Annotated in this window: 28 protein-coding genes and 3 pseudogenes; 24 read left to right on the plus strand and 7 right to left on the minus strand. The window is 61.3% G+C overall.

Annotation, left to right across the window (positions count from 1 at the left end; all coding sequences use genetic code 11):
- The first annotated feature begins 43 nt into the window (after positions 1–43).
- The 5 genes from lpxD to lpxB are packed head-to-tail and all read left to right on the plus strand — an operon-like array spanning position 44 to position 4,437.
- Positions 44–1,111, plus strand: a complete 1,068-nt coding sequence (lpxD, locus tag J3O30_RS10605) for a UDP-3-O-(3-hydroxymyristoyl)glucosamine N-acyltransferase (protein WP_207584088.1) — start codon at positions 44–46, stop codon at positions 1,109–1,111.
- Positions 1,104–1,571, plus strand: coding sequence for a 3-hydroxyacyl-ACP dehydratase FabZ (gene fabZ / locus J3O30_RS10610; protein ID WP_207584089.1), 468 nt, complete (start codon positions 1,104–1,106; stop codon positions 1,569–1,571). Before lpxD ends, fabZ begins: the two co-directional genes overlap by 8 nt.
- Complete coding sequence (gene lpxA, locus J3O30_RS10615; protein ID WP_207584090.1) at positions 1,568–2,386, plus strand: acyl-ACP--UDP-N-acetylglucosamine O-acyltransferase; 819 nt, start codon at positions 1,568–1,570, stop codon at positions 2,384–2,386. The genes fabZ and lpxA overlap by 4 nt, the downstream gene beginning before the upstream one ends.
- A 3-nt stretch (positions 2,387–2,389) precedes the next feature.
- Positions 2,390–3,271 carry an LpxI family protein gene (locus J3O30_RS10620; RefSeq protein ID WP_207584091.1) on the plus strand — a complete coding sequence of 294 codons (882 nt, stop codon included), beginning with the start codon at positions 2,390–2,392 and terminating at the stop codon, positions 3,269–3,271.
- On the plus strand, positions 3,268–4,437 hold the full coding sequence (gene lpxB / locus J3O30_RS10625) for a lipid-A-disaccharide synthase (RefSeq protein WP_207584092.1): 1,170 nt from the start codon (positions 3,268–3,270) through the stop codon (positions 4,435–4,437). Before J3O30_RS10620 ends, lpxB begins: the two co-directional genes overlap by 4 nt.
- A gap of 33 nt (positions 4,438–4,470) precedes the next feature.
- Here the strand turns inward: lpxB and gltA are convergent, their stop codons facing one another.
- On the minus strand, positions 4,471–5,760 hold the full coding sequence (gene gltA / locus J3O30_RS10630) for a citrate synthase (protein ID WP_007628680.1): 1,290 nt from the start codon (positions 5,758–5,760) through the stop codon (positions 4,471–4,473).
- A 290-nt stretch (positions 5,761–6,050) separates the two neighbouring features.
- Here gltA and J3O30_RS10635 point away from each other — a divergent pair, with 290 nt between their 5' ends.
- The gene (locus tag J3O30_RS10635; RefSeq protein WP_207584093.1) at positions 6,051–8,480 is read left to right on the plus strand and encodes a ComEC/Rec2 family competence protein; all 2,430 of its coding nucleotides are present in this window, start codon (positions 6,051–6,053) and stop codon (positions 8,478–8,480) included.
- Here J3O30_RS10635 and lexA read toward each other — a convergent pair.
- Positions 8,461–9,180: a transcriptional repressor LexA gene (gene lexA, locus J3O30_RS10640; RefSeq protein WP_007628683.1), complete on the minus strand. Its 720-nt coding sequence runs from the start codon at positions 9,178–9,180 to the stop codon at positions 8,461–8,463. The genes J3O30_RS10635 and lexA overlap by 20 nt on opposite strands.
- A gap of 197 nt (positions 9,181–9,377) precedes the next feature.
- On the opposite strand from lexA, the gene J3O30_RS10645 reads away from it, so the two are divergent.
- From J3O30_RS10645 to lipA, 13 genes are all read left to right on the plus strand, one after another.
- On the plus strand, positions 9,378–10,274 hold the full coding sequence (locus J3O30_RS10645; RefSeq protein ID WP_207584094.1) for a VOC family protein: 897 nt from the start codon (positions 9,378–9,380) through the stop codon (positions 10,272–10,274).
- A complete protein-coding gene (gene kdsA / locus J3O30_RS10650; RefSeq protein ID WP_207584095.1) occupies positions 10,271–11,116 on the plus strand; it encodes a 3-deoxy-8-phosphooctulonate synthase in 846 nt (281 codons plus the stop codon). Before J3O30_RS10645 ends, kdsA begins: the two co-directional genes overlap by 4 nt.
- Before the next feature lie 141 nt (positions 11,117–11,257).
- Complete coding sequence (gene eno / locus J3O30_RS10655; RefSeq protein WP_207584096.1) at positions 11,258–12,532, plus strand: phosphopyruvate hydratase; 1,275 nt, start codon at positions 11,258–11,260, stop codon at positions 12,530–12,532.
- Positions 12,533–12,670: 138 nt separating this feature from the next.
- Positions 12,671–12,991, plus strand: a complete 321-nt coding sequence (locus J3O30_RS10660) for a septum formation initiator family protein (RefSeq protein WP_049735204.1) — start codon at positions 12,671–12,673, stop codon at positions 12,989–12,991.
- A gap of 145 nt (positions 12,992–13,136) precedes the next feature.
- Positions 13,137–14,183, plus strand: a complete 1,047-nt coding sequence (gene pdhA, locus J3O30_RS10665) for a pyruvate dehydrogenase (acetyl-transferring) E1 component subunit alpha (RefSeq protein ID WP_207584097.1) — start codon at positions 13,137–13,139, stop codon at positions 14,181–14,183.
- A 15-nt stretch (positions 14,184–14,198) separates the two neighbouring features.
- Complete coding sequence (locus J3O30_RS10670; protein WP_207584098.1) at positions 14,199–15,584, plus strand: pyruvate dehydrogenase complex E1 component subunit beta; 1,386 nt, start codon at positions 14,199–14,201, stop codon at positions 15,582–15,584.
- A gap of 15 nt (positions 15,585–15,599) precedes the next feature.
- A complete protein-coding gene (locus J3O30_RS10675; protein WP_207584099.1) occupies positions 15,600–16,952 on the plus strand; it encodes a pyruvate dehydrogenase complex dihydrolipoamide acetyltransferase in 1,353 nt (450 codons plus the stop codon).
- Positions 16,953–16,971: 19 nt separating this feature from the next.
- Positions 16,972–17,613: an SGNH/GDSL hydrolase family protein gene (locus tag J3O30_RS10680; RefSeq protein ID WP_207584100.1), complete on the plus strand. Its 642-nt coding sequence runs from the start codon at positions 16,972–16,974 to the stop codon at positions 17,611–17,613.
- Positions 17,614–17,615: 2 nt separating this feature from the next.
- Positions 17,616–18,197 (plus strand): GNAT family N-acetyltransferase, encoded by a 582-nt coding sequence (locus J3O30_RS10685; protein WP_207584101.1) that lies wholly within the window; start codon positions 17,616–17,618, stop codon positions 18,195–18,197.
- A gap of 16 nt (positions 18,198–18,213) precedes the next feature.
- On the plus strand, positions 18,214–19,659 hold the full coding sequence (lpdA, locus tag J3O30_RS10690; protein WP_207584102.1) for a dihydrolipoyl dehydrogenase: 1,446 nt from the start codon (positions 18,214–18,216) through the stop codon (positions 19,657–19,659).
- A 114-nt stretch (positions 19,660–19,773) separates the two neighbouring features.
- Positions 19,774–20,028, plus strand: coding sequence for a GlsB/YeaQ/YmgE family stress response membrane protein (locus J3O30_RS10695; RefSeq protein ID WP_003539329.1), 255 nt, complete (start codon positions 19,774–19,776; stop codon positions 20,026–20,028).
- A 24-nt stretch (positions 20,029–20,052) separates the two neighbouring features.
- Positions 20,053–20,301 (plus strand): GlsB/YeaQ/YmgE family stress response membrane protein, encoded by a 249-nt coding sequence (locus tag J3O30_RS10700; RefSeq protein ID WP_207584103.1) that lies wholly within the window; start codon positions 20,053–20,055, stop codon positions 20,299–20,301.
- Positions 20,302–20,346: 45 nt separating this feature from the next.
- Complete coding sequence (gene lipA, locus J3O30_RS10705) at positions 20,347–21,318, plus strand: lipoyl synthase (RefSeq protein ID WP_207584104.1); 972 nt, start codon at positions 20,347–20,349, stop codon at positions 21,316–21,318.
- A 9-nt stretch (positions 21,319–21,327) separates the two neighbouring features.
- On the opposite strand, the gene J3O30_RS10710 is transcribed toward lipA, so the two are convergent.
- A complete protein-coding gene (locus J3O30_RS10710) occupies positions 21,328–21,990 on the minus strand; it encodes a class I SAM-dependent methyltransferase (protein WP_246762746.1) in 663 nt (220 codons plus the stop codon).
- A gap of 150 nt (positions 21,991–22,140) precedes the next feature.
- On the opposite strand from J3O30_RS10710, the gene J3O30_RS10715 reads away from it, so the two are divergent.
- Positions 22,141–22,701: an AAA family ATPase gene (locus J3O30_RS10715; RefSeq protein ID WP_207584105.1), complete on the plus strand. Its 561-nt coding sequence runs from the start codon at positions 22,141–22,143 to the stop codon at positions 22,699–22,701.
- A 26-nt stretch (positions 22,702–22,727) separates the two neighbouring features.
- Here J3O30_RS10715 and J3O30_RS10720 read toward each other — a convergent pair whose 3' ends face one another.
- Together J3O30_RS10720 and J3O30_RS10725 are read right to left on the minus strand one after the other, a co-directional pair.
- Positions 22,728–23,174 (minus strand): DUF1772 domain-containing protein, encoded by a 447-nt coding sequence (locus tag J3O30_RS10720; protein WP_207584106.1) that lies wholly within the window; start codon positions 23,172–23,174, stop codon positions 22,728–22,730.
- A gap of 24 nt (positions 23,175–23,198) precedes the next feature.
- A pseudogene (locus J3O30_RS10725) lies at positions 23,199–23,563 on the minus strand (antibiotic biosynthesis monooxygenase family protein).
- Between the two features lie 96 nt (positions 23,564–23,659).
- On the opposite strand from J3O30_RS10725, the gene J3O30_RS10730 reads away from it, so the two are divergent.
- The 4 genes and pseudogenes from J3O30_RS10730 to J3O30_RS10740 all read left to right on the plus strand — a co-directional run bounded on the left by J3O30_RS10730 (position 23,660) and on the right by J3O30_RS10740 (position 25,235).
- Complete coding sequence (locus J3O30_RS10730; protein WP_207584107.1) at positions 23,660–24,136, plus strand: MarR family winged helix-turn-helix transcriptional regulator; 477 nt, start codon at positions 23,660–23,662, stop codon at positions 24,134–24,136.
- A 144-nt stretch (positions 24,137–24,280) separates the two neighbouring features.
- A pseudogene (locus J3O30_RS33725) lies at positions 24,281–24,520 on the plus strand (cytochrome B); the annotation flags it as partial.
- A gap of 181 nt (positions 24,521–24,701) precedes the next feature.
- Positions 24,702–24,773: pseudogene (locus J3O30_RS33160) on the plus strand (AAA family ATPase); the annotation flags it as partial.
- 9 nt (positions 24,774–24,782) lie between these two features.
- Positions 24,783–25,235 carry a type II toxin-antitoxin system RatA family toxin gene (locus tag J3O30_RS10740; protein WP_207584108.1) on the plus strand — a complete coding sequence of 151 codons (453 nt, stop codon included), beginning with the start codon at positions 24,783–24,785 and terminating at the stop codon, positions 25,233–25,235.
- Between the two features lie 23 nt (positions 25,236–25,258).
- Here J3O30_RS10740 and J3O30_RS10745 read toward each other — a convergent pair whose 3' ends face one another.
- Together J3O30_RS10745 and J3O30_RS10750 are read right to left on the minus strand one after the other, a co-directional pair.
- Complete coding sequence (locus tag J3O30_RS10745; protein WP_207584109.1) at positions 25,259–25,762, minus strand: CinA family protein; 504 nt, start codon at positions 25,760–25,762, stop codon at positions 25,259–25,261.
- Positions 25,759–26,976, minus strand: a complete 1,218-nt coding sequence (locus J3O30_RS10750; RefSeq protein WP_207584110.1) for a bifunctional 2-C-methyl-D-erythritol 4-phosphate cytidylyltransferase/2-C-methyl-D-erythritol 2,4-cyclodiphosphate synthase — start codon at positions 26,974–26,976, stop codon at positions 25,759–25,761. The genes J3O30_RS10745 and J3O30_RS10750 overlap by 4 nt, the downstream gene beginning before the upstream one ends.
- Between the last annotated feature and the right edge of the window lie 6 nt (positions 26,977–26,982).

Consider the following 26,982-nt stretch of genomic DNA (forward strand, 5'->3'; position numbering starts at 1 on the left):
AGTCCGGAACTGTAAGACTCAATTCCGTTCTGGAGCATTGCCGATGGAGCAAAACGTTTTTTTTCTGCCCCATGAAGGTCTGAAGCTCGCTGAGCTGGCAGAGTTTCTTGGGGCGGAACTTGCCAATTCCGACCACGCCGATGTTATTGTCAGGTCCGTTGCCCCGATCCACAGGGCGCGGGCGGGTGATGTCTGTTATATCCTGTCGCGCCGCAACCGCGACGAACTGGCGACATGCGAAGCCTCGGCGGTGATCTGCGACAAGGCGCTCGTCGATCTCGTACCTCCGCATATCCCGGTTATCCTGTCGTCCAATCCGCATGCCGCCTTCGCGATGGCGGGCGGCCTGTTTTATCCCGCTGCGTTGCGTCCGGTGGTCTTTTCCTCAGTTGAAAGCGAGATCGCGCCAAGCGCGGTGATCGGCCCGAGTGCCAAGCTTGAAAAGGGCGTGATCGTCGAGCCGATGGCCGTCATCGGTGCGCATGCCGAGATCGGCGAGGGGACGCGTATCGGCGCACACAGTATCATTGGTCCGAATGTCAAAATCGGCCGCGATTGTTCGATTGCGGCCGGCGCGAGCGTGCTCTGCGCATTGGTCGGCAATGGCGTCATCATCCATAACGGCGCCCGCATCGGCCAGGATGGTTTCGGTTACGCCCCTGGACCGCGCGGCATGATCAAGATCGTCCAGATCGGCCGAGTGATCATCCAGGACAATGTCGAGATCGGCGCCAACACCACGATCGACCGCGGCGCCATGGACGATACGGTCATCGGTGAAGGCACCAAGATCGACAACCAGGTGCAGATCGGCCACAACGTTCAAATCGGTCGCCACTGCGCCATCGTCGCGCAGGTCGGCATCGCCGGCAGCGCGAAGATCGGCAACGGCGTTCAGATCGGCGGCCAGGTCGGCATCAAGGGGCATGTCACGATCGGTGACGGCGTGCAGATCGCTGCCAAAAGCGGTATCATGACCGACCTTGCCGCCGGCGGGCAATATGGCGGTATACCGGCTCGTCCGCTAAAAGACTATCTGAGAGAGGCCGCACAACAAGTGTCGAAGTCCAAGTTGCGCGGCCGGAACCCTGGAGGCAAGGAAAATGACTGAAGAAGCCACGACAACGCTTTCTTCGGCGGACATCATCGAGATTATGAAGCTGCTGCCGCATCGTTACCCCTTCCTCATGGTCGACAAGATCATCGAGATCGACGGCGACAACAGCGCGATCGGCATCAAGAATGTCACGGTGAACGAACCGCATTTCACCGGCCATTTTCCGGAGGCTCCGATCATGCCGGGCGTTCTCCTGATCGAGGGCATGGCGCAGACTGCGGGCGCGATCTGTGCAAAGAAGGAAGGCCAGCCGGGTAACCTCGTCTACTTCATGACCATCGAGAATGCGCGCTTTCGCAAGCCTGTCGTTCCCGGCGATCGCGTCGAATTCCATGTCAGGAAGCACAAGCAACGCGGCAATATCTGGAAATTCCATTGCGACGCCAAGGTTGACGGCGCGCTTGTCGCCGAAGCCGATATCGGCGCGATGATCGTTCGTAAGGAACAGGCATGAGCACTATCGCCGAAAGCGCCCATATTCATCCGATGGCTGTCGTCGAAGACGGGGCTGTTATCGGTGAGGGCGTCAAGATCGGTCCGTTCTGCCATGTTGGGCCGCACGTCGTCCTGCATGAAAATGTCGAGCTCTTGTCGCATGCGGTCGTCACCGGCCGCACCGTGATCGGCAACGGCACGCGCATCTTTCCTATGGCCGTCATCGGCGGCGATCCGCAGAGCGTGCATCACGGCGGCGAGGAGACGACGCTTTCGGTCGGCGTCAACTGCACGATCCGCGAAGGCGTGACGATGAACACCGGCACGGCCGATTTTGGCGGCCAGACGATCGTCGGCGATAACAACCTCTTCCTTGCTAATTCCCATGTCGCGCATGACTGCAGGGTCGGCAATCACGTGATCATGTCGAACAATGTCATGCTCGCCGGCCATGTCGTCATCGAGGATCGCGTCATCCTGGGTGGGGGCTCGGCCGTTCACCAGTTCACGCGCGTCGGCCGCCACGCCTTCGTCGGCGGGCTTTCGGCGGTGAGCTACGACGTCATTCCCTACGGCATGCTGAACGGTAATCCCGGGTTGCTGAGCGGCCTCAATGTCGTCGGCATGACGCGCGCCGGCGTCGACCGTGCCGTCATCCACAGGGTGCGTCGCGCTTATAAGTCGATCTTCGAAGGAACGGGTTCGGTCCGCGAAAACGCCGCCGCCATTCGCGACGATTATGCGGATTGCGAGCAGGCGGTCCACATCCTCGATTTCATCGCCGCCGACAGTGACCGCGCTCTCTCCTCGCCGACCCGGGGGCAGAAGGGCTAGTCCGTGGCTTTATCAGGCGAAACCGCTGCGGGCCGGCTGGCGATCATCGCCGGCGGCGGTCTTCTGCCTTCCTATGTCGCCGCAGCTGCGCGTGCGGCAGGTGAAAATCCCGTCATCGTTGCGCTAAAAGACGAAAGCGACCGGCGCTGGGAAGGTTATGACCATGCCGTTATCGGCATCGGCGATTTCAAAGCTCTTGATGGCTTGCTCAACCGTTATGGCGTCGGCCGGGTCGTGATGTCGGGCAGCGTCGCCCGCCGGCCGGAATGGCGCGAGGTGCGCCCGACGCTGCGCATCCTGATGAAAGTGCCAGCCGCCATCCGGACCCTGCTGTCCGGCGGCGACGACACGGTTCTGCAGATGGTCATCCGGCTGATTGAAGGAAACGGCCGCCGCGTCGTCGGCGCCCATGAAATTGCCCCCGACCTCCTTGCCTCTGTCGGCCCGCTTGGTGCCGTCGTGCCCGGCGAGCAAGACAGGCGCGATATCAGCCGCGCAGCCGAAGCCGCAGACATGCTCGGCCGGCTCGATGTCGGGCAGGGCGCCATCAGCATCGGCGGGCGTGTCGTTGCGCTGGAAGGTCTAGAGGGCACCGATGAGATGCTGGACCGTGTCGCAAGTCTCAGAGCCGCCGGGCGGATTTCGCCGCGGCGGCGCGGCGCGCTCGTCAAGCTCTGCAAGCCACAGCAGGATATCCGCGCCGACCTGCCGGCGATGGGCGTTTCCACTGTGCTGAACGCGGCGAAAGCCGGTCTTGCCGGAATCGCGGTGGAGGCCGGCCGCTCACTGGTGCTCGACCGTGCCGCCGTCATCAAGGCTGCCGATGAGGCCGGACTCTTTGTCTGCGGCATCGATCGTGGGCTGCCGGCATGGGGGCTCGAATGAACGGGGCGCCGCTGAAGATCGCCGTCATTGCCGGTGAGGTCTCGGGTGATCTGCTCGGTGCTGATCTCATCGCTGCCCTGAAGCGGATTCATGCCGGCCCGGTGGAGCTTGTCGGCGTCGGCGGCGAGGGGTTGCAGGCCGAGGGCCTGAGATCCCTGTTCGATTTCTCCGAGCTGTCGATCATGGGCATCACCCAGGTGCTGAGCCGGCTGCCAAAGCTCTATACCCTGATCCGCCAGACGACCGCCGCCATCATCGCTGCAAAGCCTGACATTCTCCTCATTATCGACAGCCCGGATTTCACCCATCGCGTCGCCAAGCGGGTCCGCACCGCGCTGCCGGACCTGCCTGTCGTCAATTATGTCTGTCCGAGCGTCTGGGCCTGGAAGGAATATCGCGCCACGCGCATGCTTGCCTATGTCGATCATGTGCTCGCCGTCCTGCCCTTCGAGCCGGCAACGATGCAGCGCCTCAACGGCCCGGCAACCACCTATGTCGGTCATCGCCTGACCGCCGACCCTGCGCTGTTGGAAACCCGGCGCCTGCGCGCCGGCAGGCAGCCCGGCAACGGCCCGATCCTTCTTCTGCCCGGCTCACGCTCCTCCGAAATTCAGAAGCTCCTGCCGCATTTCGAAGTCGCCGCAAGCGAACTTGCCGCCCGCAATGGGCCGATGCGCTTTATTCTGCCGACGGTGACGCACAGGCAAGCGCTGGTTCGCCAATTGACGGCAGCATGGGAAGTAAAGCCGGAGATCGTGGTCGGCGCGGAAGCAAAATGGCAGGCCTTCGCTGAAGCCGATGCAGCCATGGCGGCATCCGGAACTGTCATTCTTGAACTGGCGCTTGCCGATGTTCCCGTCGTCTCCGCCTACAAGGTCGACTGGATCATGCGTCTGCTGACATCGGGCATCAAGACCTGGACAGGCGCGCTGCCAAACCTGATTGCCGATTACGCGGTCGTGCCGGAATACCTGAACGATATCGTTCGCGGCGCAAGTTTCGCACGCTGGATAGAAAGACTGTCAGCCGATACCTACCAGCTCAAGGCGATGAAGGAAGGCTATGATCTTATCTGGCAGCGCATGCAGACCGAAAAACCGCCCGGCGAACATGCCGCCGAAATCCTTCTCGACGTGCTGAAAAAGAAAAAACCCGGTCGCTTCTGAGGTGACCGGGTTTTTCGTTGGTTGGGGAAGCGATTAGCGCTTCGAAACCGGAATGTAGTCACGCTTCGGTTCGCCGACATAGAGCTGGCGCGGACGGCCGATGCGCTGCTCCGGATCCTCGATCATCTCGTTCCACTGCGCGATCCAGCCGACGGTGCGGGCAAGCGCGAAGAGCACGGTGAACATCGTCGTGGGGAAGCCCAGCGCCTTCAGCGTGATGCCGGAATAGAAGTCGATGTTCGGATAGAGCTTCTTTTCGATGAAATATTCGTCGGTGAGCGCGATGCGCTCAAGCTCCATCGCCACTTCGAGCAACGGATCGTCCTTGATGCCGAGTTCGCCGAGCACCTCATGCGTCGTCTTCTGCATGATCTTGGCGCGCGGATCATAGTTCTTGTAGACGCGGTGACCGAAGCCCATCAGGCGGAACGGATCGTTCTTGTCCTTGGCGCGGGCGATATATTCTGGAATGTGGTCGACTGAGCCGATCTCATGCAGCATGTTGAGCGCTGCTTCGTTGGCGCCGCCATGCGCAGGCCCCCAGAGGCAGGCGATGCCGGCTGCGATGCAGGCGAACGGATTGGCGCCCGACGAACCGGCGAGACGCACGGTCGAAGTCGAGGCGTTCTGCTCGTGATCGGCATGCAGGATGAAGATCCGATCCATGGCGCGGGCAAGCACCGGATTGACCACATATTCTTCGCAAGGCACGGCAAAACACATGCGCAGGAAGTTCGAGGCGTAGTCGAGATCGTTCTTCGGATAAACGAAGGGCTGGCCGATATGGTATTTGTAAGCCATGGCCGCAAGCGTCGGCATCTTGGCGATCATGCGCAGGCTGGCGACCATGCGCTGGTGCGGATCGGTGATGTCGGTTGAGTCATGATAGAAAGCCGACAGTGCGCCGACGCAGCCGCACATGACGGCCATCGGATGGGCGTCACGGCGGAAGCCGGTGAAGAACCGGCTCATCTGCTCGTGCACCATGGTGTGGTGCGTGACGCGATAATCGAAATCTTTCTTCTGTACGGTGGTCGGCAGTTCGCCGTAGAGAAGCAGATAGCAGACCTCGAGGAAGTCGCCATGCTCGGCCAGTTGCTCGATCGGATAGCCGCGATGCAGCAGCACACCTTCGTCGCCGTCGATGTAGGTGATTTTCGATTCACAGGATGCGGTCGAGGTGAAACCCGGATCGTACGTGAAGGAAGCCGTGTTCTTGTAAAGGGCACCGATATCGATGACGCTCGGGCCGATCGTGCCGCTTTTGACGGCTAGGTCGACAGATTTGTCACCGATTTTTATTGTAGCGCTTTGATCCGTCATGCTGATCCTCCGAAATGGCGGTGGCGCCATAAAAGCGCCATAGGGGTTAAGCGTCCTTACCGATAGCTATATGATCGTGAAGCTAATGCCAAGTTACCGTGCCGGCATTTTGTGCATTGCGGTATCACCTTTTAGGCACTGCAGCGATGAGCCCCGTGCATATCGGAAGCCAATGATTCGCTTAGTCTTTTGGCGCTGGCGATTTTCCCTCATATTTCAATCGATTATCCTTGCCGGATTTGATTAGAGAATGCATTCTGGCCGTCTTCGCGGGTGACCTTGGGCGGCACATGCAGGAAGTGACGACAGTCGAATTGCGGCCGGAAGCAGGCGCCGGCTCAGCCGGTCCCTCCGGTTTTTCGCCGCCTATCGTGGTGATACGGCCGACCAGGACGCAGTCGACGACATCTTTGCGCCACCGGCTGCTCGCCGCAGCCCGGCAATCGATTGGCGCCGGCATGCGCATGCTGGGCGAGGAGGCGGATCATGGCCGCTTGCTGCTTTTTTCGCCGGTGTTTCTCGGCGCCGGGGCGGCCTTCTGGTTTGTTGCGGCATCCGAATTTCCGCTTGTTGCATCGCTGCTCTCTCTGTTGGTGCTGACGATCGCGGTTCTCATCGTCGGCCGCAGCCGGGCGGCATTGCGGGCGACGCTGCTGGCGCCTGCACTCGTGGCCGGCGGCATGCTCTGCGCACAATTCGAGAGCTGGCGGGCTTCGACGGTGATCCTCGATTCCTCGGTGACGACGACAGTGACCGGCCGAGTCGAGCGGCGAGAAGGCGACGGCCGTGGGCGCTGGCGCTACATTCTTGCCGTCACCGGCACGGAGGCGCCGGAGTTGAAGCGGCCGCCGGGACGCATAACCGCGATCGTCCGCGGCGCCGACATGCCTTTCGACATCGGCGACCTCATCACCGGCAGGGCACGACTGACGCCGCCGGCAGGCCCCGCACTTCCCGAGCTCAACGACTTCTCCTTCGGTGCCTATTTCGATGGCATCGGCGCCAACGGCTTCTTCTACGGTGCGCCAGAGAAGGATCTGGAGGCGGGTCCGCAGGCTGCCAGATCGACATCGGCAGCTCTGCTGGAATGGCTTTACCGCCTGCGCAGTAGCATTGGCGACCGCATACGATCGATCCTGCCCGGCGACACCGGCGCTTTTGCCGCTGCTTTGGTGACCGACGAGCGACGCGCCATCTCGAATGCGACGACGGAGGCGCTGCGCCAGTCCGGCCTTGCTCATATTGTCGCGATCTCCGGCCTCAACATGGCGCTGTCGGCCGGCATCTTCTTCGTCGGCTTCCGGATGCTGCTCAGCCTTTTTCCGGGCGTCGCTCAGGCCTATCCGACAAAGAAGATCGCCGCCGCCGGCGCGCTCAGCGCCGTCACCGCCTACTACCTGATTTCCGGCTTCGGGGTCTCGGCCGAACGTGCCTTCATCATGATGGCGATCATGCTGGTCGCCGTCTTCTTCGACCGGCCGTCGATCAGCCTGCGCAATGTCGTTCTCTCGGCGCTCGTCATCATCGCCATTTCGCCGTCCGAAGTCTTGGGCCCGAGCTTCCAGATGTCCTTTGCCGCGACATTGGCACTCGTATCGGGTTATCAACTGTGGAAGGACCGGCGCGTCCGCGAAAACGCCTTGCTGAAACTGCCGGTCTTCCGACCGGTCGTTGCCGTCGCCGGCTTCTTCGGCGGCGTCTTCCTGACCTCGCTGATCGGCGGTTTTTCCACGGCGCTGTTTTCGATCGAACATTTTCATCGCCTGACCGCTTACGGGCTGCCGGCAAATCTCGCGACGATGCCGATCATCTCCTTCATCGTCATGCCGGCCGGGCTGCTGGCGATGTTGCTCATGCCGTTCGGTCTGGACGTTCCGCTCTGGAAGGTGGTCGGCCTCGGCCTCGACCTGGTGATTGCGGTCGCCAAAACGGTGTCCGGTTGGGGCGGTGATATCGGCATCGGCCGCTTGCCGGCTTGGTATTTCGCTGTCGCCGTGGCCGGCTTTCTGCTGCTGACGCTGCTGCGCACCCGGCTGCGCCATATCGGCACATCGATTATCGCCGTCTCTACGCTCGGCGTGCTGCTTCTGCCGCTTCCCCGGGCGCCGGATCTGGTGATTTCGGAGGATGGCAGTCTCGTCGCAGTGGTCGCGGCTGCGGCAATCGCTTCCAACCGCGAAAACCCGCCGGATTTCATCTTCGATCAGTGGCAGAGAGCACTTGTCCTGCCGACGCATTTCCCGCCGAAAATGCTGGATGGTCCCGCTGTCCCGCCGGAGGGAGACGACCGCCGCGTCAGGCTTTCCCGCGATCAGCAGAATGAAGCGAGGGCGGCGATGCGGGCGGCTGTCGCCGGTGGTGAAGCAAACCGCTTTTCCTGCGTCAAAAAGGCCTGGTGCACATCAAGGCTCGGCAATGGTCATGTGGTTGCCGTCATCGACAACGCTGCCTATCTCGGTCCGGCTTGCGACGCGGCGGATATCGTCGTGACGTCGGTCCGCCTGCGGTTCAACAGCTGCCGATCAGGAGCGACGCTCTTTACCGGTGAGACGCTGCGCAGGACTGGCTCCGTCGAGCTGCGCTTCGCCGATGCCGGCCTGGAGGTCGTGACCGCATTCGAAACCCTGTCGCGCCCATGGAAGCGCCATCGCGCCTATGACTGGCGCAGCAACAGTTTTGCCGAATCCGGCCTCTCCAATGTCAGTGATAGCGGCGAATGAGGCCGACGAGCTTGCCCTGCACCTTGACGCGGTCCGGCCCGAAAATCCGGGTCTCATAAGCCGGATTGGCAGCCTCCAGCGCGATCGAGGCGCCCTTGCGGCGGAAACGTTTGAGCGTCGCTTCTTCGTCATCGACCAGGGCAACGACAATGTCGCCGGGACTTGCGGTGCTGCCGTTGCGGATGATTACCGTGTCGCCGTCGAAGATGCCGGCGTCGATCATCGAATCGCCCTTGACCTCCAGCGCATAATGTTCGCCGGAGCCGAGCATGTCTGCGGGAACGACGATGTCGTGGGTGTTATTCTGGATCGCCGAGATCGGAACGCCGGCAGCGATCCGGCCCATGACCGGCACGGAGACGGAGTTGCCGTTATCGGCGACCGGTTTTGCAGGAGCGGGGGCGGCGACCGGCTGCGGCTTGCCGAGGCTGCCCTCGATGACGCTTGGCGAAAAGCCGCGCCGGGGCTGGATGCTCGGGCTGTAGGCCTCCGGAAGCTTGATGACCTCGAGCGCCCGGGCGCGGTTCGGTAGGCGGCGAATGAAGCCACGCTCTTCAAGCGCTGTGATCAAACGATGAATGCCGGATTTCGAGGCCAGATCCAGGGCATCCTTCATTTCGTCGAAAGAGGGCGGAATGCCGGATTCCTTCATGCGCTCATGAATGAAAAGCAGGAGCTCCTGTTGTTTGCGCGTGAGCATCGACGTGTGACCCCTTGATTGAAACAAATCCAGAACAGAACACTATATGTTCCATATGTGTTCCGCAAGTAGCTAAATTTCCGTAAAACTTGCCGCCAACTCGTTGAGTTTTTTATTTTCATTCGCCGGATTGGCGCACATGTCTTGCATTGAAGGTGGCGCTGTCGCACCCTCTTGGCGTTTCAGGGAGGGATATCATGAACGAGCACTCGGCCAAACCGCACCCGCTGGATCATGTCGTGCTGCCCGTTGTCAATATCGACCTGGCGCGCGAAAGGCTCGGCAAGCTTGGCTTCACCGTTGCCGCCGATGCCCGCCATCCCTTCGGAACGGAGAATGCCTGCGTCTTCTTTGCCGACAAGACCTATCTGGAGCCGCTCGGTATCGCCAGCCGCGAGGAGAGCGAGGCATCGGCGCGGCAAGGCAATGTCTTCACCGCCCGCAATCGGGCCTTCCGCTTCCGCTGTGGCGAGGAGGGGCTTTCGGCGGTGGCGTTCGGCACCGGGGATGCCGGCCGCGCTCATCGGAGCTTCGTCGGCAGCGGATCGAGCGCCGGCGACATGCTGCAGTTCAGCCGGCCGATGAAAATGCCGGACGGTTCCGAGACCATGGCCGGCTTCAAGCTGGCCTTTGCCGCTGAGTTGCGCGCGCCGGATTTCTTCCTCTTCTGTGTTGAGCGCATCAATCCTCTGCCGGCCGATCGCGGTGCGCTAGAGACGCATGCCAATGGCGTCACCGGCATTGCCGAGATCGCGCTTTGCGCGCCGGACCCCTCTGCATTCGCCGCCTTCGTCAGCCTTGCAACGGCGCAATCGGCCGTCGAGAAAACCGGTTTCGGCGTTAATATCGCGGCGCCGAATGCGAAAATCAGCCTGATGACGCCGGAAGGGCTGGAGGCCTATTTCGAGATCGCCGTCGCATCCGCCGACCGCGGCCTGCGCGGCCGGGCTATCCTCTTTGCCGTCACCGATCTTGCCGTGACAGAAGCGCATTTGGCTGCTAACGGAGTGACCTACACGCGCAAGAACAATCGCATTCTGGTGAAGCCCGCGCCCGGGCAGGGCACGCTCTTCGCCTTCGAGGAAACACGATGAGCACTGATACGAATTCCGAAGTCAGGATCGGCGAGGGCGCAGGCCAGGTCACATTTTCCAATACCGGCCGCCTGTCGCTGATTGCCGGCCCTTGCCAGATGGAGAGCCGCGACCACGCCTTCATGGTTGCCGGCACACTGAAGGAGCTTTGCGCCAAACTCGGCATCGGTCTCGTCTACAAGAGCTCCTTCGACAAGGCAAACCGCACCTCGCTCTCTGCCGAACGCGGCATCGGGCTTGAAAAGGGCATGCAGATCTTCGCCGACCTGAAGAAGGAGTTCGGTTTTCCCGTCCTGACCGACGTCCACACCGCCGAGCAATGCGCCGCGGTGGCAAAAGTGGTCGATGTCCTGCAGATCCCGGCTTTCCTCTGCCGCCAGACCGACCTTCTGATCGCCGCCGCCGAGACCGGCCGCGCCGTCAATGTCAAGAAGGGCCAGTTCCTCGCTCCCTGGGATATGAAAAACGTCCTGAAGAAGCTCAATGCCAGCGGCAATCCGAACGTGCTGCTGTGCGAACGCGGCGCCTCCTTCGGTTATAACACTTTGGTCTCCGACATGCGCTCGCTGCCGATCATGGCGTCGATGGGCGCGCCGGTTGTTTTCGATGCAACGCATTCCGTGGCGCAGCCGGGCGGGCAGGGCGATTCCTCCGGTGGTCAGCGGGAATTTGTGGAAACGCTGGCGCGCGCAGCGGTGGCGACCGGTATCGCCGGCGTGTTCGTCGAAACCCATCAGGACCCCGACAACGCACCGTCCGACGGCCCGAACATGGTCTATCTCAAAGACATGCCGCGGCTTTTGGAAAAGCTGCTCGCCTTCGATGCTGTCGCCAAGGGCTGACAGTCAAAAGCCTGACATGTTCGTGCTATAGCGACGTTCAGACATGCAGGTCGAGGGTGTCGCAATGCGCCATTGTAATTTGCACGCCTTCGATTATGACAGGCTTCGAACGATTGATCACCCACCGAGCAGGAAGAACCCATGACTGCAATCACCGATATCATCGCCCGCGAGATTCTCGATAGCCGTGGCAACCCCACCGTCGAAGTTGATGTCTATCTCGAAGACGGCAGCATGGGCCGCGCGGCCGTTCCCTCGGGCGCGTCGACCGGCGCGCATGAGGCGGTCGAGCTGCGCGACGGCGGCAAGCGCTACCTCGGCAAGGGTGTGCAAAAGGCGGTCGATGCCGCCAACACCGAGATCTTCGACGCGATCGGCGGCATCGATGCCGAAAACCAGATCCAGATCGACAACATCATGATCGAGCTCGACGGCACGCCGAACAAGTCGCGCCTCGGCGCCAACGCCATTCTCGGCGTATCGCTGGCCGTCGCCAAGGCTGCCGCCCAGGCCTCCGGCCTGCCGCTCTACCGTTATGTCGGCGGCGCGTCCGCGTGCCTGCTTCCGGTTCCGATGATGAACATAATCAACGGCGGCGCCCATGCCGACAATCCTATCGATTTCCAGGAATTCATGATCCTGCCGGTCGGCGCCGATACGATCGCTGAAGCCGTACGCATGGGTTCGGAAGTCTTCCATACGCTCCGCAAGGAACTGGCCGCGCAGGGCCACAACACCAATGTCGGCGACGAAGGCGGTTTTGCACCCGGCCTGAAGAGCGCGCCCGAGGCTCTCGACTTCATCATGAAGTCGATCGAGAAAGCCGGCTATACACCGGGCGACGACATGTGCCTCGGCCTTGACTGCGCCTCGACGGAATTCTTCAAGGACGGCAAGTACGTTCTTGAAGGCGAGGGCCGCACGCTCGAATCGGGCGCCATGGCCGAATATCTGGCCGAACTCGCTGCTAAGTACCCGATCATCTCGATCGAGGACGGCATGGCCGAAGACGACTGGGACGGCTGGAAGACGCTGACCGACTTGGCCGGCAAGAAGACCCAGCTCGTCGGCGACGATCTCTTCGTCACCAACTCCGCTCGTCTTCGCGACGGCATTCGCATGGGCGTCGCCAATTCGATCCTCGTCAAGGTCAACCAGATCGGCTCGCTGACGGAAACGCTCGACGCCGTCAACACGGCGCACAAGGCAGCCTATACCGCCGTCATGTCCCACCGCTCCGGCGAAACCGAAGATTCGACCATCGCCGACCTCGCGGTCGCCACCAACTGCGGCCAGATCAAGACCGGCTCACTGTCGCGTTCCGACCGCCTCGCCAAGTACAACCAGCTGATCCGCATCGAGGAGGGCCTGGGCCCGCAGGCTCAGTATGCCGGCCGCTCGATCATCCGCGCCTGATCGAATCTGATTTTCAAACGGCTTGAGCCCGCGCCTCTCCGGCGCGGGTTTTTTGTTGCCCGTCTTTACGGTCAATGAACGGTTAATCTCTGCGCGTTATGCTGAACGAATTGGTAATGCGTTCAAGAGCATGCGTGTATGTGGACAAAGCATCATAAGAAGAGAAAGTTCGGCCGCTTCGTCATTCCGGCCATGACGGTCGCCTTCCTTTCCTATTTCGGTTATCATTGCATTCATGGCGATTACGGCCTGCGCGCAACAGAGACGTTCGAGCATCAGCGTGTCGCGCGTGAAAAAGAGCTTGCGATCTTGAAGGCGAAGCGCGAACATCTGGAAAATCAGGTCGCGCTGCTGAGTGACGGCTCGCTCGACAAGGATATGCTGGACGAAAAAGCGCGCTATCAGCTCAACATGTCGCGCGCGGACGAGATCGTCATATTCAACCATTATTCCAATTAACTGAAATCAGGTTAATTGGTATTTCCGAAATGTAATCAACTGTTTAGTGCTGAATATGAGCCATGCAATTATGGCATTGCTGTGGTCATCTTTCTTCCCTATGGTACGCGCCACCAAGAACCGACAAACCCATAGGGAGGGTTGAATGGCGCCGCGAAAGACCGCGACCGTTTCCAGCCGCAAAACTGCAGCAAAACCGGCAGCCAAAGCATCGAATGGAGGCCCGGTAGCCGACTTCGATCGCGATGAAGAGCTCAAGGCCTATCGCGAGATGCTGATGATCCGCCGCTTCGAGGAGAAGGCCGGCCAACTTTACGGCATGGGCTTCATCGGCGGCTTTTGCCACCTTTACATCGGTCAGGAAGCTGTCGTCGTCGGCATGCAGATGGCGCAGAAGGAAGGCGACCAGGTCATCACCGCCTATCGCGACCACGGCCACATGCTGGCAACCGGCATGGAAGCGCGCGGCGTCATGGCGGAACTGACCGGGCGCCGCAGCGGCTATTCCCACGGGAAGGGCGGCTCGATGCACATGTTCTCGAAAGAAAAGCATTTCTACGGCGGTCACGGCATCGTCGGTGCCCAGGTTTCACTCGGAACCGGTCTTGCCTTTGCCAACCATTACCGCGGCAACGGCAATGTCTCGATCGCCTATTTCGGCGACGGCGCCGCCAACCAGGGCCAGGTCTACGAGAGCTTCAACATGGCGGCCCTCTGGAAGCTGCCGATCGTCTATATCGTCGAGAACAACCGCTACGCCATGGGCACGTCGACGGCGCGCGCCACCGCCCAGTCGAACTACTCGCTGCGCGGTTCCGGCTTCGGCATCCCCGGCATTCAGGTCGACGGCATGGACGTTCGCGCCGTCAAGGCGGCTGCCGACGAGGCGCTCGAACATTGCCGCTCCGGCAAGGGTCCGATCATTCTCGAAATGCTGACCTATCGTTATCGCGGTCACTCCATGTCCGACCCGGCGAAGTATCGCTCCAAGGACGAAGTGCAGAAGATGCGCTCCGAACATGACCCGATCGAACAGGTGAAAGCACGCCTCGTCGAAAAGGGCTGGGCTTCCGAAGACGATCTGAAGGCGATCGACAAGGATGTCCGCGACATCGTCGCCGACAGCGCCGACTTCGCCCAGGCCGATCCGGAGCCGGATGCATCCGAGCTCTACACCGACATTCTGCTCTAATCGGGGAGGGAACCCATGCCTATCGATATCCTCATGCCCGCCCTCTCTCCGACGATGGAAGAAGGCACGCTGTCCAAATGGCTGAAACAGGAAGGTGACAAGGTCACCTCCGGCGACGTGATTGCCGAAATCGAAACCGACAAGGCGACGATGGAAGTCGAAGCCATCGACGAAGGCGTCATCGGCAAGCTGCTCGTCGACGCCGGCACCGAAGGCGTCAAGGTCAACACCAAGATCGCCGTGCTGTTGCAGGACGGCGAATCCGCCGCGGATATCTCCGCCGCCAAACCGGCCGCCGCTGCCGCCCCAGCGGTTGCCCAGGAAGAAAAGCCGACCAACACCGGTTCTGCTGCAGCGCCGCTTCCGGCCGAGCCGAAGGCCGTCGTGCCGAATGACCCGGAAATTCCGGCCGGCACCGAAATGGTGTCGACCACCGTGCGCGAAGCGCTCCGCGACGCCATGGCCGAGGAAATGCGCGCCAGCGAAGACGTCTTCGTCATGGGCGAGGAAGTCGCCGAATATCAGGGCGCCTACAAGGTCACACAGGGCCTGCTGCAGGAATTCGGCCCTCGCCGTGTCATCGATACGCCTATCACCGAGCACGGTTTTGCCGGCGTCGGTGTCGGCGCCGCAATGGCCGGCCTTCGCCCGATCGTCGAATTCATGACCTTCAACTTCGCCATGCAGGCGATCGACCATATCATCAACTCCGCCGCCAAGACGCTCTATATGTCCGGCGGCCAGATGGGCGCGCCGATCGTGTTTCGCGGCCCGAATGGCGCCGCCGCCCGTGTCGGCGCCCAGCACAGCCAGGACTATGCTGCCTGGTACAGCGCAATCCCCGGCCTGAAGGTCGTCATGCCCTACACGGCATCCGACGCCAAGGGCCTGCTCAAGGCTGCGATCCGCGATCCGAATCCGGTCATCTTCCTCGAGAACGAAATTCTCTACGGCCAGCACTTCGATGTGCCGAAGCTCGACAATTTCGTCCTGCCGATCGGCAAGGCTCGCATCCATCGTCCGGGCAAGGACGTAACCGTGGTCTCCTTCGGCATCGGCATGACCTATGCGACGAAGGCTGTCGCCGAACTCGAAAAGATCGGCATCGACGTCGAACTGATCGACCTTCGCACCATCCGCCCGATGGATCTGCCGACCGTGATCGAATCGGTGAAGAAGACCGGTCGCCTGGTCACCGTCGAGGAAGGCTATCCGCAATCATCCGTCGGCACCGAAATCGCCACCCGCGTCATGCAGCAGGCCTTCGATTATCTCGATGCGCCGATTCTGACGATTGCCGGCAAGGATGTGCCGATGCCCTACGCCGCCAATCTCGAAAAGCTGGCGCTTCCGAACGTCGGCGAAGTCGTCGATGCGGTGAAGGCTGTTTGTTACAAATAAGGGGAGGGTATCTCGATGCCGATCAATATCACGATGCCCGCCCTCTCTCCGACCATGGAAGAAGGCAATCTTTCCAAATGGCTGGTCAAGGAAGGCGACACGGTCAAGTCTGGCGATGTGATCGCCGAGATCGAGACCGACAAGGCGACGATGGAAGTCGAAGCCGTCGATGAAGGCACGGTCGCCAAGCTCGTCGTTGCCGCCGGCACCGAAGGCGTCAAGGTCAATGCGCTGATCGCCGTTCTCGCCGCCGATGGCGAGGATGTCGCCGCTGCCGCAAGCGGCGCGGGCTCGCCCGCTCCGGCGCAGAAGGCCGAAGCCGCACCGGCCGCAAAAGCGGAGGCTGCACCGGCCCAGTCCGCTCCGGCTGCAGCACCGGCACCTGCCGCTGCACCTGCATCGGTTTCACCAGACGGCAGTCGCACCTTCTCTTCGCCGCTTGCCCGCAGGCTCGCCAAGGAGGCCGGTATCGACCTTTCGGCTGTCGCGGGCTCCGGCCCGCATGGCCGCGTCGTCAAGAACGACGTCGAAGCCGCCGTTGCCGGTGGTGGCGCCAAGGCCGCCACACCCGCAGCTACCGCTCCGCAAGCTGCTGCGGCTCCGGCTCCGGCCGCTGCAGCGCCGAAGGGCGCTTCCGAGGAGGCCGTGCTCAAGCTGTTCGAACCGGGTTCCTACGAGCTCGTGCCGCATGACGGCATGCGCAAGACGATCGCCAGACGCCTGGTCGAATCCAAGCAGACGATCCCGCATTTCTACGTCAGCGTCGATTGCGAGCTCGATGCTCTGATGGCGTTGCGCGCCCAGCTGAACGATGCAGCCCCGCGCAAGGATGGCGCTCCCGCCTACAAGCTCTCGGTCAACGACATGGTCATCAAGGCCATGGCGCTGTCGCTGCGCGACGTTCCGGATGCCAACGTCTCCTGGACCGACAACAACATGGTCAAGCACAAGTACGCCGATGTCGGCGTCGCCGTCTCGATCCCCGGCGGCCTGATCACCCCGATCATCCGCAAGGCCGAGCAGAAGACGCTGTCGGCGATCTCCAACGAGATGCGCGATCTCGGCAAGCGGGCCAAGGACCGCAAGCTGAAGCCCGAGGAATATCAGGGCGGCACCAGCTCGGTCTCGAACATGGGGATGATGGGCGTGAAGAACTTCGCCGCCGTCGTCAACCCGCCGCATGCGACCATCCTTGCGGTCGGCGCCGGCGAACAGCGGGTCGTCGTCAAGAAGGGCGAAATGGCTATCGCCACCGTGATGTCGGTCACGCTGTCGACCGACCATCGCTGCGTCGATGGCGCGCTCGGCGCCGAGCTGCTCCAGGCCTTCAAGGGCTATATCGAAAACCCGATGGGCATGCTGGTCTGACAACTGGGCGGAGGCGGAAATGACCAAGGCCGTTCTTTGTTATGGCGACTCGCTGACCTGGGGTTATGACGCCGAGACGATCGGCCGTCATGACTACAAGAATCGCTGGACGAGCGTGCTTCAGGCAGCGCTCGGCAGTGAGGCGCGTGTCATTGCCGAAGGCCTGAATGGTCGCACGACCGCTTTCGACGATCACCTGGCCGACTGCGACCGCAACGGTGCGCGCATTCTGCCGACGATCCTGCAGACGCACGCGCCGCTCGACCTCGTCATCCTTCTGCTCGGCACCAACGACATGAAGCCGGTCGTGGCCGGCTCGGCTTTTGCCGCCTGCCAGGGCATCAGCCGGCTCGTACGGCTGATCCGCAATCATGCCTGGCCCTTCGAATTCGACGGGCCGGAGATCCTGATCGTGGCGCCGCCGGCGATCTGCGCGACCGGCAATGTGCCTTTCGCCGCATCCTTTCCCGGCGGCATCGACGAATCGGCAAAGCTTGCAACCCTTTATCGTGATCTTGCCGACGAACTCGGCTGCGGCTTTTTCGACGGCAATTCCGTCGCCAGGACCACACCGATCGACGGCATTCACCTCGATGCGGAAAATACGCGTGCGCTCGGGCGTGGGCTGGAATCGATCGTACGGATGATGCTGGGGATCTGACCATGACCGCCTTCATCGCCCTGCGGCAGGCCTCACGGCGGGATGCCTCGGAGCTGGCGATCTTGGCGGATATTGCCTCGCACGGTTTTGCTTCCCGGCTCTGGTTCGCCGATGTGGCGAACGGCATCAGCGACACGCCCTTAGAGCGGGGCCGGCTGAAGATGAGCGAAGAGGAAGTTATCGGCGGCTGGCAGGATGCCGTCATCGCCGAGGCCTATGGCGAGGTCGCGGGTGTGGCGATCGGCCATGCGCTGCAGGAAGGCATAGGCGATATCGAGGCGACGATTCCAGCGACCAAGCCGATGCTCGCCTTGCAGAAAACGGTAGTCGGAATCTGGTTCGTCGGCAGTCTCGGCGTCTATCGCCATCTGCGCGGCATCGGCATCGGACGCAGGCTGCTGGAGGATCAGATCGACAGGGCCGATCGCCGCCCCGTCAGTCTCATTACCGCAAGTGATAACGAAGCGGCTCTGTCGCTTTATGGAAGAAACGGATTCCTGGAGGCTGCGCGCGCCGATGCCGTGCCGCTCTTCGAAAACAGCAAAAGACACGCGTGGGTGCTCATGACCCGCAGCGCAGCGTAACAAAGGCAGGAAACACATGGCTGAATCCTACGACGTCATCATCATCGGCTCCGGCCCCGGCGGCTATGTCGCCGCCATTCGCGCCAGCCAGCTCGGCCTCAAGACCGCGATTGTCGAGCGCGAGCATATGGGCGGCATCTGCCTGAACTGGGGCTGCATACCCACAAAGGCGCTGCTGCGCTCGGCCGAGGTGCTCGACCATGCCAATCACTTCAAGGATTACGGTCTCGTTCTCGAAGGCACGGTCAAGCCGGATGCCAAGGCCGTCGTCGGCCGCTCGCGCGCCGTCTCCGCCCGTCTCAATGCCGGCGTCGGCTTCCTGATGAAAAAGAACAAGATCGACATCATCTGGGGCGAGGGCAAGATCACCAAGCCTGGCGAGATCGTCGTTGGCAAGTCGTCGAAGCCCGCCGTCGAGCCGCAGCACCCGCTGCCGAAGAACGTCAAGGGCGAGGGCACCTATACCGCCAAGCATATCATCATCGCCACCGGCGCCCGCCCGCGCGCGCTGCCCGGCATCGAGCCTGATGGTAAACTGATCTGGACCTATTTCGAGGCGCTGAAGCCGGATGCACTGCCGAAGTCGCTGATCGTCATGGGTTCGGGCGCGATCGGTATCGAATTCGCAAGCTTCTATCGCTCGATGGGCGTCGACGTGACCGTTGTCGAAGTCATGCCGACCATCATGCCGGTCGAGGATGCCGAGATTACCGCCATCGCCCGCAAACAGCTTGAAAAGCGCGGCCTCAAGATCTTCACCAGCGCCAAGGTCACCAAGGTCGAGAAAGGTGCGGGCAGCATCACCGCGCATGTCGAGACCGCAGACGGCAAGGTCCAGCAGATCACTGCCGACCGGCTGATTTCGGCCGTCGGCGTTCAGGGCAACATCGAAAACCTCGGCCTCGAGGCGCTCGGCGTCAAGACCGACCGCGGCTGCGTCGTCATCGACGGTTATGGCAAGACCAGTGTCGCCGGCATCTATGCGATCGGCGATGTCGCCGGCCCGCCGATGCTGGCGCACAAGGCCGAGCATGAGGGCGTGGTCTGCGTCGAAAAGATCGCCGGCCTGCCGAACGTTCATCCCACTGATAAGGGCAAGGTCCCGGGCTGCACCTATTGCAATCCGCAGGTCGCCTCCGTCGGCATCACCGAAGCCAAGGCCAAGGAACAGGGCGGCGACATCCGCGTCGGCCGCTTCTCCTTCGCGGCGAACGGCAAGGCGATCGCGCTCGGCGAAGACCAGGGCATGGTGAAGGTGATCTTCGACAACAAGACCGGTGAGCTGCTCGGCGCCCACATGGTCGGCGCTGAAGTCACCGAGCTCATCCAGGGCTTCGTCGTCGCGATGAACCTCGAAACGACCGAGGAAGAACTGATGCACACCATCTTCCCGCATCCCACCGTTTCCGAAACGATGAAGGAAGCGGTGCTCGATGCCTATGGCCGTGTGCTGAACGCTTGATAATTTCCAGGGCCGCCCTTTATCTCAGGGCGGCAAAGCCGTCCCGCCGGGTGGCCAAAACCATCCCCGTCGTGGCTTATTCCTCCGGGGTGGAAAAAACGAAAGGCAATTATCATGTCTATGGAGACGCAGGCGTTGCTGGTGTTTTTGCTGATCGGCCTCGTTGCAGGCTTCCTCGCAAGTCTGGTCGTCGGTGGCGGCGGCTTGATAAGATGCCTGCTGAGCGGCATCATCGGCGCCTTCGTCGGCGGTTACCTGTTCAGCGCGCTCGGCATTTCGCTGGGCATTGAAAACGCGCTGGTGGTGCAGATCATCCACGCCACCGTCGGCGCCATCATCGTGGTGCTGATCGCCAGAGCGGTCGCTTGAGGCGCAACTGAAGGGCAGGGCAGAATGGAAAGTGTCGGCTGGATTTCGGCAATCATCATCGGCGGACTTGCGGGCTGGCTCGCCGGCAAGCTGATGGAAGCGCGATACGGGATTTTCCTGAACATCGTGCTCGGCATCGTCGGTTCGGTCGTCGCCAGCGCCGTGCTCGCGCAGTTTGATGTCGAAGTGGTCGGTGGGCGGCTCGGTTACTTCGTGACGGGTTTCCTCGGCGCCTGCCTGCTGATATTCCTGGCGCGGCTCGTGCGGCGCTAGATCCGGATGATTTGCCGCAAGGAGCGGTAGAAAGCTGATACTGCAATGGTGACCATTCTCGACACGATCAATCCTGACGCCAAGCGCGTGCGCCATCCCGAAAAGGCGCATCGGCCCGATACGGAAGTCATGCGCAAGCCGGACTGGATCCGCGTCAAGGCGCCGACCTCCAAGGGGTATGCCGAGACGCGCGCGATCGTGAAGGAGCACAAGCTCGTCACCGTCTGCGAAGAGGCCGGCTGCCCGAATATCGGCGAGTGCTGGGACAAGAAGCACGCCACTTTCATGATCATGGGCGAGATCTGTACTCGCGCCTGCGCCTTCTGCAACGTCGCCACCGGCAAGCCGAACGCGCTCGATATGGCCGAGCCGGAGAATGTCGCCAAGGCGGTCAAGGAGATGGGCCTATCCCACGTCGTCATCACCTCGGTCGACCGTGACGACCTGGAGGACGGCGGCGCCGAACACTTCGAAAAGGTGATCTGGGCGATCCGCGCGGCCTCGCCGGTGACGACGATCGAGATCCTGACGCCGGATTTCCTGAAGAAGCCTGGTGCGCTGGAACGCGTCGTCGCCGCCAAGCCTGACGTTTTCAACCACAATATGGAAACGGTGCCCGGCAACTATCTGACGGTTCGCCCCGGCGCGCGCTATTTCCATTCGGTCCGCCTGCTGCAGCGGGTGAAGGAACTCGATCCCACCATGTTCACCAAATCGGGCATCATGGTCGGCCTCGGCGAGGAGCGCAACGAAGTGCTGCAGCTGATGGACGATCTGCGCACCGCCGACGTCGATTTCCTGACGATCGGCCAGTACCTGCAGCCGACCCGCAAACATCACAGGGTCGAAAGCTTCGTCACTCCAGACGAGTTCAAGTCTTATGAGACCGTCGCCTACAGCAAGGGCTTCCTGATGGTCGCCTCCAGCCCGCTGACCCGCTCCTCCCACCATGCCGGCGACGATTTCGCCCGGCTGAGAGCGGCGCGCGAAAAGAAGCTGCTGATCGCCGCCGAGTAAGAGCCGGCCTCAGGGTCGGCGTATCGCCCATTGCAGCGCGGGGTAGCTGCCGATCATCTGGAACGCGCCAACCCCGACTGCCTCGCGAACGGCGACAGCTACGCCGCTGTGGGTATGCCCGAGAGTGTCGTGCCAATCGTCACCGGCGACAATACCGCCCGGTTTTACCTTACGCCTCAGCACTTTGAGCTCCTCGGCCGTGCCAGCATAGGAATGCGAAGAATCCAGATAGACCCAGTCAAGATGGTCGTCGGGAAGCTGCTCAAGGAAGGGTACTGAATAGGCCACATGCACCGATACGCTTGCGCCATGCGCATTCTTTTTGATACGTCGCGAAGCCACATCGTGGGCACGCCTAGTCGATAACCGGCCATTGGCGGTATAAATGCCCCAGTCCGGATAGCGATTTCCGAAAATCAACCACCAAGGGTCGACGAAATAGGCGGACTTCGGTCTGGCCCGGTCGAGCAGAATGGTCGAGAACAATCCGGTGAACACGCCAAGCTCAGCGCCGACACCACCCTTAGGAAGCAAATCACAGAGGAATTGTCTGCTCTTCAATCGGTGGTCGAACAAAAATTCGGACTGTAGAAATTTATAGTCTAGAGGTGTGTTCCCGGCAAAAAGTATATCTTTTGCATTTGTGATGAAATGTTCTGTCAAAAAGCTCATGTGCGCCACCACCCATAATTGGGTGCCCCACATATAGGTTCAGCAGTCCGGTCTGGCAAGCAATCTTATTGGAGCGTGCCATAACTATACTATATCGGCAAGATTAAGGATCGTCAGGGCAATCACCCGGTGGAACAGAAATCGAAATCCATGCCAATCCATGTCGTTGATCCGGATCGTCCGGCGGAAATCGTCAGAAGCGCCGACCGTATCCTGGTGATCGGCTGCCCCGGCAGCGGCAAGAGCACGCTCGCAAAGCGGCTTTCGCGAGCCCTCGACCTTGAATACATCTCCATGGACCGCGACTTCTATTGGCTGCCCGGCTGGAAAAAGAGGCCGCGCGACGAGATCGACCGCCTGATCGCCACTGCCGCGGCGGCGGAACGCTGGATCATGGATGGGACCGGCCTCAGCTCCTTCCATCTCCGCCTGCCACGCGCCGATGCGGTCATTTGGCTTCGCCCGCCAAGATATGCATGCCTCTACGGTATCGTCTCAAGAGCGTTTCGTTATTTTGGGCGCAACCGTCCCGAACTGCCCGCCGGATGCCCTGAACGCCTCTCGCTGGATGCTCTCACCTATATCTGGAATTTCGAGCGGGATGCGGTCCCCTTGATCGAGGCCGCCCTTCGGGACTATGGGCTTGCAAATTCCACTGTTGTCATAAGATCACGCGAAGCGGCTAGCCGGCTCGCCGCTACTAGTGCTTAGGAACGTGACCGCATGAGCGTTTCCTTTCACCGGCTGATGGCCCACACTCCGAGCGAAGAGGCAGCAAAGGCGAGGGCGATGCGGAAGTTGTGAACGAACAGCCAGGTGTCGAGCTTCGCCGAAACCTGGTCGGCGGCCACCGCCTTCGCGCCGAAAGCGTCGTTGCTAGGCACAAAATAGGCCATCGTCAGCACGAGAATAGCGGCGATACAGCCCGCCTCGGCAAGCCAGAGGTTGCGCGTTGCCGCATTGCTCCAGTCGATCCAGAGCATGCCGGCCACCCCGATCAGCGTTGGGATCACGACGAGTGGAATGGCGCGTTGGATAAAGCCGCCATACCTGCCGAACGAGTCAAGGAAATCGGCGGGAGGCAGGCTCTTCCAGTGTCCGCCAAGGATGATGCCGATGGCGAGCATGACGCCCCCGAACCCCGCAGGACCGGCGATTGCCATGATTTTGAACAGCAGTGACATGTGGTAGCTTCCTTCTAATGATGCTCAAGCTGTGCAGATGCCGGCTACGGCGATCTTCTGAAACAGGTGCGGCCTTGCAACCGCGGATGCCGGATACGCGACGACCTGGGCGCGGAAGTCGGGATGATTGAACGCAGCGCGGAATGCTTCATTCGATTCCCACACCGCATAGTTCAGATAAGCCATGCTCTGGCCGAGCGATGGAGCTGCGTCGAGATGAAGCCGGGCTATCGCTTCATAAAATCAGCGTCACGGCTCCAGACTTCGAGGAAGCGCGACTCATCAGCGGGGTCGAGCGTGACGAGATTGATCAGCACGACCGGGGCTGCATCGACATCGAGCTGGCGCTGGATCGGAAAATTCTCGTCAAGTGGTTGCATATGCGTCATTTAAGACTCCTTCATATTGGTATAATGATGTCAATCTGGTGTGATGCATACATATTAACTTGGCATGATGATGTCAATAACGACATATGGTGACAGATGGATGAAGCGACGCGAACCCCGATAGGCGAGGCCTTGACGGATCTGATCCTTTCGATGTTTCGGGTGAACAACTTGACCTTGATCTGGGGAGACCGACTAGTTGCGCCCTACGGGCTGACCAGCGCACGCTGGCAGATATTGGGGGCGATCGTGCATGCCGATCGGCCGCAGCCGGTGGCATGGCTCGCCCGGGACCTCGGTGCCAACCGCCAGAACGTGCAGCGCATCGTCAATGATCTGTACGGAGAAGGGCTGGTCGAATTCGAACCCAACCCGCATCACCGGCGGGCGCAACTCGTCGTGCTGACCGGGAAAGGACAGCAAGCTTACGATGCCGCGATCGCTGCCTACAATCCGCGCGTCAACGCCATGGCCGGAGGACTTTCACTTGCCGAAATCCAAACCGCGCATCGCGTTATGATGACGCTGCGGCACAGTCTCGAAGGAGAAATCGGTGCGGAAAAGCACGACTGATCGTTACGGCACAATCGCCGTCACCATGCATTGGCTGACCGCGATAGTCTTGCTCGTTGCCCTTGTCTCCGGTTTCCGAGCCGGAAATGCCGTCGAGCCGCTCGCAAAGGCGGCGCTTCTCCGCGTGCATATCCAGCAGCGATCATGGTTCTTTTGCTGACCGTGTGTCGCATCGCCTGGTGGTCGCTTTTCGATAAGAAACCGCTGCGAGCGAAGGGGGCACCCTCGTGGCAAGAGCGGTTGGCGCGCGTTGTTCATCTTGTCCTCTATGTCGTCATCCTCGGCATGATCGCGAGCGGTTTCGGCATGATCGCGCTGAGCGGCGCGGTGCAAGCCATATTCGGAGCTGGCACGGAATTGCCGGACTTCCACCTCTATTCACCGCGCCTGCCACATGGGCTTGGGGCCAATCTACTGCTCGCGCTGCTCTTCACCCATGTTGGGCGGCACTATTCCATCAGTTCATCCGCAGCGACGGGTTGCTCTGGCGCATGTGGTATGGGCGCTGAGAACGAAACTAGGCATCCCGGAACCGCGCTTGCGACGAGAAAGTCGCACCGCTGGCATGCCAATTCTTCAGCTAAAATCCCGTCGTCAGATGCGCGAGCTTCTTGATCTTCTCGGCCGGCCCGCTTAATTGCCGCCTATGCCGCAATTCGAAACGCACCGTCCCGTCCCGCACACACCCGAACAGATGTTTGACCTCGTTGCCGATGTCGAGCGCTATCCGGAATTTCTGCCGCTCTGCGAAGCCCTGGCCATCAGGAGCCGCAAGGAGCGCGACGGCAAGATCCTGCTCGTCGCCGATATGACGGTCGGGTACAAGGCGATCCGCGAGACCTTCACGACCCAGGTGCTGCTGAACCGGGCCGAGCACGTTATCGAGGTCAAATATATCGATGGTCCGTTCAGATATCTCGACAATCGCTGGCATTTCGCCGAGACGCTGACCGGCGGCTGCACCGTCGATTTCTTCATCGACTACGAGTTCAAGAGCCGCATCCTCGGGGCGTTGATGGGCTCGATGTTCGACCGCGCCTTCCGCATGTTCACCGAAGCCTTCGAGACCAGGGCAAACCGGATCTACACGACGGCCTGACGCGGCGACCGTCGAAGGTGTCGTCAGCCGGCGAGGAGCGAGTGCACCATTTCCAGCGCCGTCCGGACGGTTGCCAGCCGAACCTCGCTGCGGCCGATATCGCCATAGAGCATCTTTCGATGGATGAGCGCGCCGGCGCGTGACTTGGCGGCGAGATGCACGAGGCCGACGGGTTTTTCGGGCGATCCGCCGCCAGGGCCGGCAATGCCGGTGACGGCAATGGCGATTGCGGCGCGCGAGCGGAAGAGGGCGCCATGCACCATCTGCCGCGCCGTTTCCTCCGACACCGCCCCGAAGCGCAGCAGCGTTTCCGCTTGCACGCCGAGCAATTCGATCTTCGCGGTATTGGTATAGGTCACAAAGCCGCGGTCGACGACGGCCGAGGAGCCCGATATCTCGGTCAGCGCGCCGGCGATCAATCCGCCAGTGCAGGATTCGGCGGTCGAGATCACCAGCCCGGCGGTGGTGAAGTCACGGATGATCGTCTCCGCCGCCGACAGAATATCCTGAGGAAAAAGGCTCATCATTTCCTCCCGCGATAGACGACGGTCGCCGTGGCGATCGCCGCGATGCCTTCGCGCCGGCCGACGAAGCCGATCGTCTCGTTGGTGGTCGCCTTGACCGAGCAGCGCTCGATATCGATACCGAGATAATCCGACAGTTTCGCCCGCATGGCTTGGCGATGCGGGCCGACCTTCGGCGCCTCGGCGATCAGCGAGACGTCGGCATTCATGATCGTGCCGCCGTGATCGCGCACGATCCGGGCGGCATGCTCGATGAAGATCCGCGACGCCGCGCCCTTCCATTGCGGGTCGGATGGCGGGAAATGATCGCCGATATCGCCGGCGCCGCAGGTGGCAAGCAGCGCGTCCGTCAGCGCATGCAGCGCGACGTCGGCATCGGAATGTCCTTTAAGCTTCTGGTCATGCGGAATGAACACACCGCAGAGCGTCACGCCATCGCCTGCTTCAAGCTGGTGCACGTCGTACCCATTGCCTGTGCGCACATCGGGAAGCGGTGACGTCGACAGCTTGTCGTCGGCCATGGCGATATCCTTCTTCACCGTCAGCTTGACGTTATCGGGCGTGCCCTCGACGATCGTCACCGGAATGCCCAGCCATTCGGCGATAGAGGCATCGTCGGTGAAATCGCTTCGCCCGCTCGCCGCCGCCTTTTCATGCGCGTCAAGGATCGTTTCGAAAGCGAAGGACTGTGGCGTCTGCGCCGCGTAGAGGTGCTCGCGCGAAACGGTCGTCAGCACGGTGCCGGCGCTGTCGGCGCGTTTCAGCGTGTCGGTGACCGGGATCGCCGGCAGCACCGCCTGCGCGCCGTCGCCGAGGCTCTCGGTAATGCGGTCGAGAAGCACGTGGTCGAAGAACGGCCGCACGGCATCGTGGATCAGCACATGGCTGATTTGCTTGTCCTTGAGATATCTGAGACCGGCCAGCACGGATTGCTGGCGGGTCGCGCCGCCATGCACCATTTCGATCGGTGTTGCCGAGATGATGTGGCGAAAGGCTCTGGCAAACAGCGCCTCGTCATCGGGATGAATGACGACGACGATCTCGGTCGCCGCTTCCCATGTCATGAAGTTTTCAAGCGTATGCACGATAACCGGCTTGCCGCCGATCATGCGATATTGCTTGGGGCCTTCCTTTGAGGAGCCTGCACGCTCGCCGCGGCCGGCGGCAACGATGACAATTCCAGCCGATATCGGTTGCTTAGAAGGCATTTGCAGCATAAATCC

Source organism: Rhizobium sp. NZLR1 (assembly GCF_017357385.1).
Taxonomy (GTDB): domain Bacteria; phylum Pseudomonadota; class Alphaproteobacteria; order Rhizobiales; family Rhizobiaceae; genus Rhizobium.